This window comes from Puniceicoccus vermicola (assembly GCF_014230055.1).
GTDB lineage: Bacteria > Verrucomicrobiota > Verrucomicrobiia > Opitutales > Puniceicoccaceae > Puniceicoccus > Puniceicoccus vermicola.
This window is the reverse complement of sequence record NZ_JACHVA010000101.1, coordinates 206,261-221,736: the sequence shown is the minus strand read 5'-3', so window position 1 is coordinate 221,736 and position 15,476 is coordinate 206,261. Positions and strand designations below refer to the sequence as shown.

Annotated in this window: 11 protein-coding genes; 5 read left to right on the top strand and 6 right to left on the bottom strand. The window is 52.7% G+C overall.

The window, feature by feature from the left end; translation table 11 throughout:
- Positions 1 to 174: 174 nt before the first annotated feature.
- A complete protein-coding gene (locus H5P30_RS13060) occupies positions 175 to 1,230 on the bottom strand; it encodes a LacI family DNA-binding transcriptional regulator (protein WP_185693372.1) in 1,056 nt (351 codons plus the stop codon).
- A 200-nt stretch (positions 1,231 to 1,430) separates the two neighbouring features.
- Here H5P30_RS13060 and H5P30_RS13055 point away from each other — a divergent pair, with 200 nt between their 5' ends.
- Together H5P30_RS13055 and H5P30_RS13050 are read left to right on the top strand one after the other, a co-directional pair.
- The gene (locus H5P30_RS13055) at positions 1,431 to 2,480 is read left to right on the top strand and encodes a glycoside hydrolase family protein (RefSeq protein WP_185693371.1); all 1,050 of its coding nucleotides are present in this window, start codon (positions 1,431 to 1,433) and stop codon (positions 2,478 to 2,480) included.
- A gap of 320 nt (positions 2,481 to 2,800) precedes the next feature.
- A complete protein-coding gene (locus tag H5P30_RS13050) occupies positions 2,801 to 6,700 on the top strand; it encodes a sugar-binding protein (RefSeq protein WP_185693370.1) in 3,900 nt (1,299 codons plus the stop codon).
- A gap of 104 nt (positions 6,701 to 6,804) precedes the next feature.
- On the opposite strand, the gene H5P30_RS13045 is transcribed toward H5P30_RS13050, so the two are convergent.
- The 3 genes from H5P30_RS13045 to H5P30_RS13035 all read right to left on the bottom strand — a co-directional run bounded on the left by H5P30_RS13045 (position 6,805) and on the right by H5P30_RS13035 (position 9,668).
- Positions 6,805 to 7,374, bottom strand: coding sequence for an alpha-L-fucosidase (locus H5P30_RS13045; protein WP_185693369.1), 570 nt, complete (start codon positions 7,372 to 7,374; stop codon positions 6,805 to 6,807).
- Positions 7,375 to 7,565: 191 nt separating this feature from the next.
- Positions 7,566 to 8,594, bottom strand: a complete 1,029-nt coding sequence (locus tag H5P30_RS13040; protein WP_185693368.1) for a Gfo/Idh/MocA family protein — start codon at positions 8,592 to 8,594, stop codon at positions 7,566 to 7,568.
- A gap of 15 nt (positions 8,595 to 8,609) precedes the next feature.
- Positions 8,610 to 9,668, bottom strand: coding sequence for a zinc-binding dehydrogenase (locus tag H5P30_RS13035; RefSeq protein WP_185693367.1), 1,059 nt, complete (start codon positions 9,666 to 9,668; stop codon positions 8,610 to 8,612).
- 169 nt (positions 9,669 to 9,837) lie between these two features.
- Here H5P30_RS13035 and H5P30_RS13030 point away from each other — a divergent pair, with 169 nt between their 5' ends.
- Both H5P30_RS13030 and H5P30_RS13025 read left to right on the top strand, forming a co-directional pair.
- A complete protein-coding gene (locus H5P30_RS13030; protein WP_281388075.1) occupies positions 9,838 to 10,596 on the top strand; it encodes a helix-turn-helix domain-containing protein in 759 nt (252 codons plus the stop codon).
- A gap of 62 nt (positions 10,597 to 10,658) precedes the next feature.
- On the top strand, positions 10,659 to 12,734 hold the full coding sequence (locus H5P30_RS13025) for a sialate O-acetylesterase (protein ID WP_185693365.1): 2,076 nt from the start codon (positions 10,659 to 10,661) through the stop codon (positions 12,732 to 12,734).
- A 248-nt stretch (positions 12,735 to 12,982) separates the two neighbouring features.
- On the opposite strand, the gene H5P30_RS13020 is transcribed toward H5P30_RS13025, so the two are convergent.
- Complete coding sequence (locus H5P30_RS13020) at positions 12,983 to 14,161, bottom strand: sialidase family protein (protein WP_185693364.1); 1,179 nt, start codon at positions 14,159 to 14,161, stop codon at positions 12,983 to 12,985.
- Between the two features lie 291 nt (positions 14,162 to 14,452).
- Positions 14,453 to 14,665: a hypothetical protein gene (locus H5P30_RS13015; protein WP_185693363.1), complete on the bottom strand. Its 213-nt coding sequence runs from the start codon at positions 14,663 to 14,665 to the stop codon at positions 14,453 to 14,455.
- Positions 14,666 to 14,958: 293 nt separating this feature from the next.
- Between H5P30_RS13015 and H5P30_RS13010 the strand changes: the two genes are divergently transcribed.
- Positions 14,959 to 15,468: a hypothetical protein gene (locus H5P30_RS13010; RefSeq protein WP_185693362.1), complete on the top strand. Its 510-nt coding sequence runs from the start codon at positions 14,959 to 14,961 to the stop codon at positions 15,466 to 15,468.
- Positions 15,469 to 15,476 lie beyond the last annotated feature (8 nt).

Genomic DNA, 15,476 nt, shown 5'->3' with positions numbered 1-15,476 from the left:
TCTCCGCATCAGTCGTTCGACGGGGCTCCCGAATATTCGGCCAACACCGTACGAAATCCAGGTCAATCGGCAACATTTCACCAACGCTTACCGATGCACAAACCCGGCGCCTCTCTCTTAATTCAAAGAGAGATTCCCCTGCGGTAGTCTCAACATCCCGAGACCAAAAGGTGATTACTTTTTCCGAACCTTACTCGCTCCGTCGAGATGTCGAAGCGTCCGTCCATCCTGCCAGATTCCGTCTGTGAGGATCGTCTTCCGTCGCACCGGAATTCCACTATCATTATGATTCAACTTTTCGATTAAGAGAGCCGCCGCCGTCGCTCCGATTGCAGGAGAGTCCTGACAGATGCCCGAATAGATTCTGTTGTTCGCAACGTTCAGATTCAGAAGTCCCATATTCTTCGGCACATGATATCGATTCTGTTTCAGCCAACCGGAGATATCATAGATCAAAGTGTTCGAGGTCACGATCACTTCAGGAGAAGCTTTCTTCATCCATTTCTCAAATTTGTTCTCATTCCATTCCTCCAAGATCAGGATCGGAAGACCTGTCATCGAACGCCACCGCATTTGTTCCCGCCAATAAGCTGCAGACAAGAGGCCCTCGTTGCGGTCATCCACGACCTTCGAGAGGACCAAACCGATTCGTTGATACCCGTGCTCCAGACAATGTTCCACAGCCATCAACATTGTCCGGTAACTGTCGGTTACCACCCGATCAAAACGGGGCTCGTTGAAGGAATACTCGATCACAACGGTGCAGAATCGCTCCCAATCTAATTGAAAATGGCCATGGGCCTGAGGAAGAGGACCGATAATAATTCCCAGAATGTTACGAGCCGTCAAAATCCGGTTGATTCTCTGCACACTTGCCGAATCGGAATAATGAAAAAGATCGATTTTAAATCCCCGCTGCCTGGCTGCGTCCTGCGCTCCCTTCAAATGACGCGCGGAGGCCTGGGATTCATGTAGCAGGTAAGCAATCGGCGTTTCGTAAAGCGTATCGGCCCTCTTTCGCCGCAAGGTTCCCAATGCCGAAAGCAATGGATTCGTGCGATATCCCATCCGATCGGCCGTCTCACGAATTTTTTCCCGCATGGCAGGCGAAACCGAAGAAGCATTCCTCAAAGCTCGTGACACGGTAGTCTGGTGAACCCCAACAGCTTTGGCCACATCCTTCATTGTAGGAATATTCTGGGCACCGGGAGAAAATTTTGAATGGGGCATAGGATTAAATTGATAGGCTTTAACGCATCGGCAAGCGTAACGCCAAATTTGTCTTCAACAAACCAATGGTGATTCTGAAGCGTAATTCAATCGAATACCAGCAAACATGACTCGACCCGAATCCCGCCTATTCTTCCAGTTCACTCATTCGTCGGATCAAGAACCTATCGTTCATTCAACGCAAACGAGAGGCTTGTGCAATGGATCCCGATAGAGGTCTGTTTTCGCGAATTCTTCCCGTCCCCAAAAACGGAGGTTTTCGCATGGATGGCTATTGGGTATGGTGTGGATCGGTGATCCGCGGAGAGGATGGACTCTATCATATGTTTGCCTCACGATGGCCCACGAATCTCCCGATGTTCTCAGGATATGTCTTAAACTCCGAAATTGTTCGAGCCGTATCCGTGGCTCCGGAAGGACCATATCAATTTGCGGATCGAGTTCTACCCGATTCTCCTCCAGAAGCATGGGACGGACGCATGGCCCATAATCCCACCGTCCACCGATGCGGAGATAAATTTTTACTTTTTTATATTGGCTCTACGTTTGCAGGGCCGCTTGAACAAGACGACCCAGACGAGGCTGGCGAACAGGTCAAACAGAGCTATGCCGGCATTCGAATCGGATTAGCCATTTCTTCTTCAGTCAAAGGCCCTTGGAAAATATTGTCTAAGCCCATTCTAGAACCTCGCCCCAATCACTGGGACGCGAATATTGTCACGAATCCGGCACCGTGCGTTCGCGAAGACGGAAGCATCATTCTCTATTATCGTTCCAATACCCCGGATGGATTGCGGATAGGCGTCGCCGGAGCGGACTTCTACGAAGGCCCTTACCGACGACTCTCCGAGGACCCAGTTCTACGCTTCGAAGGAGGAGACTACGTTGAGGATCCCTATGTCTGGTGGGCGGGAAACCACTATCAGATGCTTGCGAAGGACATGCTTGGCGGAATTACAGGCGAGTATCACGCCGGAGCGCATTTTCACTCGTCCGATGGCTTGCTTTGGGAGCCGATGAAGCCGGCAAAAGCTTACTCGCGTAACATCACCTGGACAGATGGATCCACCGAAAAACTCGGTTCACTGGAAAGACCGCAACTCCTGTTCGATGAGGAAGGGGAGCCGATTTGTCTTTTTGTCGCCGCCGCTGATGGACCAGGAGGCTTTAGAAATGCTAATAACACCTGGAATCTCGCCATACCGTTTCAACGCCCAACCCAGGCAAACACCCCGGCCAACCGGACATAGACGGGAAACTCCCGATCCAATTGAAAAATATATTTTAATCCCCGAAAGATACCGAAAGCGGACCGAAAATTTTGACGGAGTTGCCCTCTTCCCCGGGCAGAGAATACGAAATCCAGACAAAAGATTACCAGAGACAAATATCAGAGATGATGAAATACACCCTTTTACTTTTTGCCTTTGCAAGCGCAACCGGAGCATCGACTCTCCCTCCCGTAACGGCCCCCCCTCCGCCTTTTGAAAAAGGTCAAGCGGAAGAGGTGCGTCATTTCCCGGTAAATTGGAAAGACGGGGCCCTAGTCGCGGGGCAAAAAAGAATCGTTATGTCATCCGATGGTGAGATTAAAATTCTCGCAGAGGGAAAGGTTCTGACAACCGTTTTTCTGCCCTTCTCTTTCCGAAATACCGAAACGGGAGAGAAGCAGTGGGTAGATCCCGTACGGGATTATCCAAAGGAATATTTCAGCCGGAAAGATCGAACTTTCGAACATGTAGAAGACGTTCTCAAGACTACCAAAACCCTTCATGTGGGCGACGGAGAGGAACTAACTCTTTCGACCTCGCTTGAGCTCCTGCCAGACGGTCTGATTTCCCTGTCGTATAAATGGGACGCCCCCCCAGAACCCTATAAATTGATCCCTAGAACCGCCATTTTATCTGTTCCGTTCTTCGAAATCGAAGGGACCTCGATTCAACTCGACGGGACCGATTACCCGATCACCTCGACGAGCGACGGAACCGTAGCGAAATCGAAAGACTTCGTTCGACTCAAAGTCTATCCAGAGTCGCCTTCCGGTTCATTCACCCTACTCGGAACGAACGATTCCGGCTCCCTCACCGCTGAAGTGCGTGCTGGACAAAATGAATTGTGGTTTCGCATTCGCGAAGCACCGGAAACCCACTGCATTCGCTTCCTGATTGATATCCGAGAGGGCGCGGAGTTGAAAAACTCCTCGCAGCTAGCCGGGGGGATCGACTTCCTCTCCACCGACGACCTAGTCATGCCCGACTACGCGGGTTCCCGAAATCTTCTTCTCAATCCCTCTTTTGAACAAGGACTCTACTCGTATGATCTTCTTCAACGAACCAAACTGCCACAAGAGTGGGGCGTACTCCCCTTCAAACTGAATGATCAGGATTCTTGGGACGCTTCTTACTCATTAGAATTGGCAGCTCCAGAGTCCACAAGTAAAGACTTCCGTTTTATCGGCATGCCGATGCGCACCATGGCGATTCCCCTATCTCCAGGAAGATATACTTTCAGTGTTTACGCGAAATCAAGCGGATCTGCGCAATTGAGTATATGGTTTCCCAATTCGGCCTGGGTAGGAAACCGCAAGACAAGTTTGCCAATAAATTGGCAAAGCTGGAAAGAAGCCGGAGCACAAAAGGTATTCCAGCTCTCCCGGGATTGGACCCGCTACTCGCTTACCTTTGAAGTCCCTCAATCGATGCCAGTATTTGCCGCGTTCGGTTCCGACTCACCCGACGGTCAATCGCAAGTCTGGATCGACGGGCTGCAACTGGAACGGGGCAGTGAGACCTCGCCTTATACGACCCGCCCGGTCGCCGGTCGTTTTCGAACCTCACAAGAGGGGAACTTCCTCGAACCATCGGACCCTCTTGACGCCAGTCTGGAAGTAGTCGGCCCTCCCGAGACGGCAGGCACGGCACGAATCAGCGTGAAGGATTTCTTCGGCCAAACCCTCGTCCAAGACGAATTTGAATTTTCCTCCGATCAAAAGGGTCATGCGAGAATTCCGCTGTCTTGGAACGAGCGGTTCCCCTCCGGAATTTTTGTAGTGAAGGCCTCTTACGAGCTAGCGAATGGAACCAAATCTTATGACCTTCATCGATTTGCGATCATGGACTTTCTCGAAAACAAGCATCGATTGAAGGGACATTTCTCCGACGAATACGGAGATGACCTCAGCGAACGCTTCGACTTTTTAACACTACTCGACCGCTACCGTAAAATCGGCATCGGCGGAAAGCCTCACACCTATCGCTGGGACGAAAAGGCCGTCTGGGACGCCTATACCGATGCAGGGTTTATGACCATGGACTCCGTCATGAGTCAGAGAATAGCTCCCTACACCGGCGTACATAAGAAGGTTGAAGGTTTTGCTTTCCTCAATGAATCCAAAGTAAACGGTCTCAGACCCGACGATCCTCGTATTCTGTTAAGCGACTTCAACCACGACGCGAATGGCGAAATCACTCCAGAATGGCTTCAGCAATTTAAAGATACCGTTGCCACTCTAGCTGCGGAGCACCCTTGGGTTCCGATCTGGTCACTCGGCAACGAGGTGTATGCCAACTATCCCGTGGAATGGTGGTCGGAAGATGGAGACCCTGAGAAAGCCTTCCGCAAATACGCAATCCTCCAGCAAGCATTCATCCAAGGAGTGAAGCAGGGCAATCCAGAGGCCCAAGTCTATCAAGGAGCCCCTTCCAATATGAATCCTAATGGAGGCATCGCCGAAACCGCCCATACTCTAGCTGAACTCAATGAGATCGGTTCGACAAAGTTCGATTGGATTGGAATTCACAATTATCGGAAATCTCCAGAAAGCCCGGATCTTGATGCCGACGCCCAAACATTCTTCGATATGCTTGCGGAAAACGGATATGGAGATACACCCGTCTTCTGGCCAGAAGGGATGCATTACGGACCCTACACGATTCCTCAATGGGGAATTCGATCCGCTAGTTGGCTGCCTCCGAGTTGCTGGTATTACGGTACGCTCTCCTATGACATGGGCTGGAGCGAAAAGGTTTCCGCCGCTTGGCGGGCACGTAGCTGGTTAGTCTCCCTAAAGTATCAGGACAAGGTCAAGACCTTCACATCCTCATCTTACATTAACAATTTGGACATGGATATCGAATATACTCCCTTTGCGACTCAGAAGATCTCGAACACATTGGGAAATTTATTGGGAGATGCAGAGTTTCGGGAGGATATTCGTTTCGCTTCTTATTTGAGGTGTTATATTTTCGAAGACGCTCAAGAAAGACCCGTAGCAGCCATCTGGTGCCACCATCCGAAACTGGACGCGGGCATGATGTCCGCACCTGCGGTCGAGGCCAATTTCACCCCCGGACAAAACGTCAAGATCTTCGATCTGATGGAAGCTCCTCGAGAATTTAATCCTGACCCTCAAGGCCGATTCACCTTTCCCGTCTCTTCATTTCCAGTTTTCTTTCTGGGTGAACCCGGCACCCTCAAGAGTTTCATAAAAACTTTCAAACAGGCATCCGTAATCTCAGGCGAAGGAGTATCCCCATTGCAACTGAGCGCCCGACCCATGGCAAAAGACCGATTTGAGATTTCGGCAACCAACTTATTGTCGAGAGATTTTGTCGGAACCATGACAACCGGATCAAAAATGGTGAAACTCACCGTCCCCTCATCCTCACGGGCAAAGGCGGTTCTCCCGCTACCGACTCCCCTACAGAACGATCTAATCGTAGAAGAGCACATTCCGGTAAATCTCAATTCAGAGAAGCTTTCGATGGATCTAGATCTGAGTTTTCGAGCATTCCTTAGCGAATTTCATCCGGATCCGATCGTCATTGATGGTAAACTTGAGGACTGGAGCGACCTACCGAAAATTCCCTTCTCCGGTCGACTTTTGAGAAATGCGGATAAAATATCCGATCTAGATCTTTCAGGACATTTCCAAATTGCCTGGAATACGCATGGAATATTCATCGCTGTATCCGTCGAGGACGACCTTCTGGCAATTAAAAATTGGCCCAATGCCGAAGACCGCTGGGACAATGATTCGCTCCAAATCTACTTTGATACCCTCATCGACGCTCGGTCCCATCAACAGCAAGGATTCGACGAAAACGATTATGACTATACCGTCCATCCGAGTTCCGACGGAAACAGTGCCGAGGTATTCCGTCGACGGTCTCCCGACCCTCAATTGACTCTCGCCACCACGGCACCGCCAGACAATATGATCGCCGAAGATATTCCGGCAGCCTTTCAAAGAACCCGTGAAGGATACACCTATGAAATCTATTTTCCCGCAAAGTATCTATTACCACTTCGGCTGGAACATGGCTCTTCCTTCGGATTCTCTTTAACCTTAAACGACAAAGACGCCCCAGATGGGCCAATCCAATCTTCCATGACGATTTTGCGCGATGGACAAGATTCATACAACCGACCGGATCTATGGCCAGCAGTGCTTCTCTGGAACAAGGACTAAGACCCCGTTTAAACATCCCCGTGAAGACGTTTAAACGGGCTCCAGTCTCGATTCGCGAAACGCGCTATACTCTTAGTTAATACCTGCACAACCTGATTCGACCCTCAGATCCGCATCCGGACCTCATCCAACCGTTGCCGTTCGGTCCGGGTCCCCTCATCGTCGTTCAACCGAAACGCGACGACCGTAGCACTCTCATCCGGTAGCGGGTATGTCCAGGCGGTGGGACGGGCAAAATTGAAGAAAATATCCTCCGGCCCGTCGAGGGTTTGCACTTCGGGATTCCAGTATTCGCAAATCAACACATCGGTATTGGTAGCCACCAGTCGCCCCTCCCGGACTCGACCCCGCAGGCCACGCAAGCTGATGTTTCCGATAGGCTGATCCGTGACATGCGCGTAGAGAGTCTCTCCCTTCTGCGTATATCGGCCCCATTCCGGTGTTGGATAATCGGCTGCACCGGCTCCGTAAATCGACTCGCCGTTTTTCTTCATCCAGGCACCGACCTCCCGCATCGTCTCCACCGCCTGCTCCGGGACGATTCCGTTGCCATCCGGACAAACGTTGATCAGAAGGTTGCCGTTCTTCGAGACGCAATTGATGAGGGAGCGAATGATCGTTGCCGGCGGTTTCCAGAGGTTGTCCGTCGAGGAATACGACCAGGAGTTCGTCAACGTGAACCAGCCCTCTCAGGGAATTCCATCCCCGTTGCCATCCTTCAGGCATTCCTGGGGAATGTTCTGCTCGGTTTGCTCATAGTCCCCGGCATAGGGCAATTCGAATTACGGGAGAGGTCCCTCTTCCCGAAATCATGGCCACGATCCGAGAGGCACTCTCGGCAAAGAATAACTAGAATCGATCGATTCTAAAGCTCATCAGCTTTCAGCGCTCGGCCCTCTTTTGCCGACTGATAGATGCCGTGGATGATTTCCATTCCGCGATATGCTTCCCCGACATCAATCCGAGTGCTACCCCCGCTCCGCAACGCCTTTACGACATCCACTACAGCGCGCTTCATGTAGAGAGCTTCATCCTCGCCGTGATGGAAGTTTTCCTCCGTCGAAGGACAACGGATAGCCTCTTCACCCGCATAAGAAGCGCGAAAGACGCTGGCTGCTCCCGGTGGCGGCGAGAGGTGCAGCTCGGCAAATCCCTCGCTTCCGTGAATACGGAGGATCGGAGACTTGCCCGGCGTATCCGACCCCACTTCCACGGTAATCCGGAAATCATCGAGAAAATGGGCCGTGCCGAGCAACTGTTTCTCATGAGGAATGCCGTGCCATTCCCCCGTCTCCGACCAGTCCACGGCCCCGAAGACGGACCGCAATGAGCACGATTCTCCGAGTGCAAACAGGGCCGCATCGACGAGATGAGGGCCAAAATCCAGAAAATTGGGCATTGGCTGGACGATGTCCCCCCCTTGAACGATCCCAACCTTCGACGACGCGTCGCGAAACCATTCGAACGGTAATCCGTATCGCCGCTGATGACTCACAAAGAGCCGGACGCCTTTCTCTGCGGCCGCTTTCATGATTCTCTTCGCCGTCGGCAGATCGAGGGCCAATGGTTTTTCGATCCAGATCGCCTTCGCTTCGTTTTCCAACGCGGCCATGACCATCTCTTCCCGAGTCGTGGCGAAGGCGCAGATCACCACCAGGTCCGGCTTCAGCTCCTCCAGCATATTCCGGTAGTTTCGATCGCCCTCACATCCTGGGAACTCAGCGAGAAAATCATCGACGTTCTTCTGCTGGCGGCTGCAGCCACCCACGAGTTCTATGCCTGAAGTCGCTGTGTGCGCCCAGCCATGACAGTAAGAAATAGAATGGACCCCGCCTCTTCCCTCTTCCGAAGAACCGAGACCGATGATCGCCGACCGAATATCTGTATCACTCATTGACTTCCTCCCGGTTTATTTCTTCTCGGACTGCCACGAGAAGGCGACCGAACTCACCTCCCGCTCGAGCAATTTCCGATAACCACTTGCGGCCTCCTTGTAAGGAAGGACCAGATCGACGAAATCCCGTCCAGACAGGTGCCCGGAGCGAATGGCCTCCACGACCTTCTGACGATCTTCCACTCCCCGATCGCTCGGAGTAAGAACGGTGACCCCCTCGCCGGAGAAAAAGGAAAATGGATTGATTGAGACCTCGTCAATGTAGTTCGCCTGCACGACAAGGCGGGGCCAGTCGTCCCCATAGAAGCCGATCGGCTCGACCTTGTAGTCGTCTCCATAAGCCTGAGGCTTCTTGCGCAGCAGTCGATAGGCGGCCTGAATTCCGGCGGATGTACCGGAAGACTCGACCACAATGTCAGCTCCTCCGTTTAAAAGAAACTCCAGACGTCCCATGGCATCCTCGTCCATCATATTGACCGCTTCGGCCACTCCTCGACTCCTAGCCTTTTCCAGTCGTCCTGCGTCCACATCGCATACGATCACCCGACAGCCGTGATTCAAGAGCCAGGCGGCGGAAAACGTACCGATCATCCCCTGACCGATGACCACTGCGGTTTCCTCCGCCCTCGGTCGTGCCGCATCGATTCCACGATGACTGATCGCCGCCACTTCGGCAACTACGTAGTCCAGCGGATCCGCCTCCTTCGGCAGAAGAACGATCCGGTCTTCTCCCCGAGTCGCATAAACATGACGACTGGCCTGACCTCCCCACATGGCGCCAACTCCCGCAACCGCCTTGGGATTCCGGCCACTAACGAGATCGCCCACCCGAATCCCCGAAACCTCGGTTCCAACTTCTAAAACCCGGGCAACCGCCGAGTATCCGGGAACGAGTGGAAAATCCTTAGGCTTTGAATACTGCCCTCCAAGCACTCGCAGTTCGGTTCCAGGAGAGACGAAAGTGTACAAGGTTTCGCAAACGATCTCATCAGGACCACACGGAGGCAGTTCGACAGTCTGGTGAGAGACCTCGTTGACAGATGAGAAAACAATCGCGTCGGCAAATTCAGGCATGATGGATATTTCTGGATGATAGAGGATATTGAGCCCGAAAATAATAACCGAAGCCCCTCCCGAGGTGAATGCACTCGACGGGGAAAATCATTTGCACATTCCGGGTATCCTCAAGTAACTCACTCTCTTCCACCTCGACCCTCATCCACTTTGTCCTTTTGAATAAACTATGGCCTCTATCCGCTGTATTTTCGTTGCTGAAATTCCAATGAAAGCGAATGCTCCCTGCCCGATTCATTCTCACCACTGCACGGAACTAGTCTACTACGCGAAAGGATCAGGAGAGCTCGTTCAGAACAATAACCACTACCCTTATCGGCAGGGCCAAATCACAGTCAGCCCGCCAAACGTTCCCCACAGCGATATTCCTCATCAAGATGGCCGACAGATCTGTGTCGGCATCTCAGGATGCGATTCCGAAGATCTCCGACCCAACGTCTGGGACAACACACCCAAAACCATCGGAGCGACTTTCGAACAGCTTCTCTCGGAATTGAAAGGCCCTCCTGGCGACCTGAAACAACGCCGCCTCGACCTGCTCTCGGGTTGGATTCTCGTGGAATTGCAAAAGATCCAGCGGGAAGAGCATGAAACCTCCTCCCTGCCCCATCCAGTCAAGACCGCCCGCGAAATTCTCGACACCCGTTACCATGAAACCCTGGACCTGTCAGACCTCGCCGCAGAAATCTACATCAGCGCCGACCACCTCCGCCATCTGTTCAAACAAAATCTCGGCGAATCTCCCCTTCACTATCTGATCAGGAAACGGCTCGATGTCGCCTGCGAACTCCTCACCTTTACCGACCTTCCGGTGCAAGAGATCGCCGCTCAAGTGGGCCTCGAAAACCCCTACTACTTTTCCCGGCTCTTCAAAAAGCGTCTCGGCAAGACTCCTTCGGAATACCGACAGGAAAAACGATCCTCTTAATTTTCGTCCATGGGAACCTCATGCTTGATTTTCAGAGCGTCACTCCCTATCCCTCTAAATCCATGTATAAGACAACCCCTTCCCGTCTTCGTTCATACACCTGCAAATGTGCCGCAATCGGCCTGACAACCGGAATCGGTCTCTTTTTCGGCGCCAGCTCGGCCCTCGCGGAACTGAAGCTACCCGCGATTTTCGGATCCCATATGGTTCTCCAGCAAGACGGAACGATTCCCGTTTGGGGATGGTCGGATCCCGGAGAAACGGTGACCGTCTCCTTCGCCGAAAAATCCGCCAAGGTGAAAGCCAGCGAGGACGGCACTTGGCGCGTCGAATTACCTGCCATTCCCGCCAATTCCGAGGCTCAGGTGATGACCATTTCCGACTCCAGTGGAGATCAGGTCACCTTCGAAGACGTCCTCGTCGGCGAGGTCTGGATCTGCTCCGGACAGTCCAACATGGAATGGTCGCTGAATCGCGCGGCGAACGCCGAAGAGGAAATTGCCAATGCCAACTACCCCGAAATTCGACTCTTTGACGTAAAGAACCAAATCGCCTACGCACCTCAGGAAGATCTCGAGGGCAAATGGGTCGTCTGCACCCCGGGAACCGCCAAAAACTTTTCCGCGGTCGGCTACTTTTTTGGACGCCACCTCTACAACGAGCTGCAACAACCCGTCGGCCTCATCAGCACCAACTGGGGCGGCACCATCGCCGAGGCCTGGACCAGTGCCGAAGCCCTCGAAGCCAATCTGCCCGAGTTCTCTCAGAAAATTGCCGATATTCCCAACCTTCCGGCCAAAAACGCCGAAGCTGTTCAAACCTATCAACAAGACCTCTCCGCCTACAGAGCTTCGTTGACCGAGCTCTATTCCCTCGAAGCCGATTTAGCCTCGGCTCAGGCTTGGGCTCAACCCGATCTGGATGACTCCGAGTGGACCACAATGCCTGTCCCCCAGAACTGGGAAAAATCCGGGCTCCCCGGATACGGGAACCTTGACGGCATCGTCTGGTACCGCAAAACCGTCGACATCCCAGAATCCTGGGTCGGTCGCGATCTCGCACTCCGTCCCGGACCGATCGATGAGGTCGATGTCACTTGGTTCAACGGAAAAGAAGTCGGTGCCAGCGGAAATATCTCTGAGAAGAACGTCGATTTCTGGGATAAGCCCCGAAATTACACCGTCCCAGGAGAACTCGTCCAAGCGGGTCCTAACGTTATCGCCATCCGTGTCATAGACGCTGCTGGGCAAGGAGGCCTTTGGGGACAAGATGCGAGCCAAATGACCCTCTCCCCCGTCGAAGGAACCGATGCCGAGTCCATTGCCCTAGCGGGCGAATGGAAAGCAAAACCAGAATTCGCGCTTCTCCCGAAGCCTAAGAATCCCAACAGCCCGAACTACCCGACCGTGCTCTATAACCAAATGATCGCACCCCTGATCCCCTACGGCATCCGTGGTGCAATCTGGTATCAGGGCGAATCGAATGCAGGCCGCCCAGAGCAATACCAGACACTGCTCCCCACCATGATCGAAGATTGGCGTGAGCGCTGGGATCGTGGAGACTTCCCCTTTCTTGTCGTGCAGCTCGCCAATTTCCGCGCTCGCGAGGAGAAGCCGGCCGAAAGCAACTGGGCCGAACTGCGCGAAGCCCAGTCCATGACCGCCGCCAACGACCCTCAAGTAGGACTCGCCGTCATCATCGACATCGGTGAAGCCAATAACATCCACCCGAAAAACAAGCAGGATGTTGGCAAGCGACTCGGTCTCCAAGCGGAAGAGATCGCCTACGGGCATAACATCGTCGCCAACGGCCCCACTTTCGCCTCTCTGGAGATTGAAGACAATGAAGCCGTACTTACCTTCGAAAACGCCGAGGGCGGAATTGTCGCCCAAGGTGACACCGAAAACGCGTTCGCCATTTGTGGGCCCGATGGGAAATTTGTCTGGGCCGACTCAGTCACCGTGGATGGCAATACGATTCGCGTCAGCACCGAAACTATCGATGAACCGGAAGCCGTCCGCTACGGCTGGGCCAACAATCCGGTCGCACCCTTCTATAATGAAGCAGGTCTCCCGATGGCTCCCTTCCGCACCGACGGGCCAACCGAGGCCGTGGCCCGCGATGCGGCGGCCGAGTAGCGGAGTGATTCGACGGGAGATCGGTAGCACCGGCGCTTCGCCGATGAACTGAGGGCTGCCGAAGGTCTAAGAAGCTTCGATACCCGGGCTTCCATTGCGATCATCGAGCAAGGCTCGATGCTACGGGACGGTAGCGGATTGAGGACAATGTCGCTCTATCCGCTTTCTCATCGAGCCCCGAGGTCCAGAGGCCCTAATTTCTGGTTCGTTCCCTGATTCGGCCAAAGACTCTGCTGGAGTGCCTTCGATTACACGTGTGCAACTCTTTCCGAACCGGATGCTTTGTTGACCAATATCTTGAACCGAGAATTTCCGGTTTCAAACCGACCTGCGAGCACTTCCGATTCATTAAAAGAAGCCATGAGCACTTCGCGCTCTTCCGTTCGGTTGTAGTCGTAAATGACGTAAATCGTCCCATCCTCGCTTTCGGTTCCATCCGGATATGAGACCTTCGATCGCTCGTCCAACAGTAGACCTCCCTTCCATGTGAACCCATCGTCCTCCGACAGATAGGCAGTCAAATGAGAGCGGTTAGGTTGCTGACCTTCAGGAAAATCATTACGGACCAACAGCAGATTTCCCGACTTCAATCGGCGAATGAAAAACCGAGAACTCTCCCCTCGCACAGACGAAAGGTTTCCTTTCTCCCACGATCGCCCCTGATCGCAAGAGAAAGTCTCCCACATTCCCCCGTCGGTGCGAATCAGCATCCAAATCGACCCATCCCGCCGCTCGACAAACATATGTTCATCGAAACTAGGCTTCTCATGCTGATCGGACTTTCCAAGATACTCGAAGGTCTTCCCGCTGTCTCGACTCACGACCGCATACGCGCCAATCCTTTTCCCCATATCGTGATAAAGCGGTGGAGCCTGACCCTCACCCTCCTTCAACTTTTTCCAAATGGAAATCGGCAGCAACCATGCCCCGGACTCTAAGACGGTTGGCTTATTCATCATGATGCCATCCCCAATATACCTGGGAGCAGCCCAAGTCGGCTGGTTCGACTCATGATTCTCGCAGACCATTGCCCAGACCCCAAAGCGACCGTCCATATATAGATTCTTCGGAACTTTGGCAGCCATCGACTGGGCCCAGAAAAGCCACAGGCGATTTTCCGGATCCATCCACAAGCAAGGATCAAAAGCCCTAACCGTGCCCCCCGGAGCAACCACCCAACGCGGATCAGACCAAGTGCATCCATCGTTATCACTCGTAACCACAACAACGTAGTTCTGCCAACACTCCCAGTCTCCACCAGCATACCACGCAGCCCACAGCCTCCCGGTGGGACTGCGTTCAACCGTAGGAATTCCCTGAAATGGTCTCTTGTCAGCTTGATACTCAGGACCTGGGGATGAAATTATCTCCGGAGCGTCCAACGCTGTAGGAATTTCTTGGTAGTCAATCGTGTTCGTCTTTTCCATAGAATTCAGTGTGCCGTGCTTTGAGCGGGCAGTTCAGAATAGTAGGTATCTGTATTCATCTTCTGTAGAAGAAACATAGTAGGTCATCATACCTCGCTTCCCCGAATCGGATCAATTGTCCTAGTGTCGAACCGATAGTCGATTTGTCTGTATCTCTCGTGCAGACCCTCAGATTTCACCAAAGAATAGGTCAAACGAAGCAAAAGAAGAGCGGGTTGAAGATCTCTCCAACCCGCCCTCTATATGAATTCCCCAACAATGGGAAAGAGATACGAAAACAGAGAATACGAGTCAGCTCGAACGATGGTTACGACACTTCAGGCCAAGGGAAAGAGCCAGCACACAAGCAACCAACCCAAACGGCGCCGATTCCGGAATCGCAGCGCCGCTCACTTCAACCTGATCCAACCGCATAAAGCCATTGGCGGGCTTGTTGTCTGTATAAACACCGACTGTGAACGAAACGGTTCCGGTCAATCCCTGAAGTTCTGGCGTTCCCGACAAGTCCAATACAAACTGATTTGAACTGGTAGGCTGCACACTACTCGCGATCGCCGCCGAACTCGAATACGTGCCGAGCGTCGAAGCACCCGTCTCACTGCTTCACACTAAAAAATTATAATTCCCACCGTTGTACGGCCCCGCCGTGCTCACCCAGGCGTAGAAACTCAATTCGCTGAGATTCAATGTAGTCCCCCCTCCGGGGTTTTATCAGGCCAGATCAATGTGCTAAAAGGTTCGGTGGTTGTAGAATCATCGGCAGACAGTGGAAAGCGAAGAAAGGCGACTGGCTCATTATGCCACCACAAGGTCGAACCCACGTCATTCAAGGCGAAGTTCAGTTGTGGTCAGCCCACTTCTATTTTGAGTCCAATCAACCAGGCTCCGAGCTCAATTTCCGCGAGGTGGTTCAGTTAAGGTCCCCCAAAGATCCGAAATTGAATCAAGCCACCTGGAAACTGGACAAAGTCGTCTCGACACGTTTGTCAGCCCACGAAGCTCATATCCCCGGTATTTCCTGCTCGGTAAATGACTATATCGCCGGATTAGGTGCTTTTATTCGGTGGCTCGAAGCCTTACTCGAAGTCCTCGCTACCGAAAAAGAAACTTATCTGGAACCTCAAGAAAGCAATTCACGCGCTCATGAAATCCATGAGCATTTATCGAACGCTCCACTAGACGCTCCTCTCTGCCTGCAAACCATCGCAGATCGAGCCAATCTGACCGTCCGACATATGAATCGGATTTATTCGCAAGCGACCCATCTAACCCCTACCCGCTACTTCGAACGAAGACGCTTTACGTGAGAGCAGCA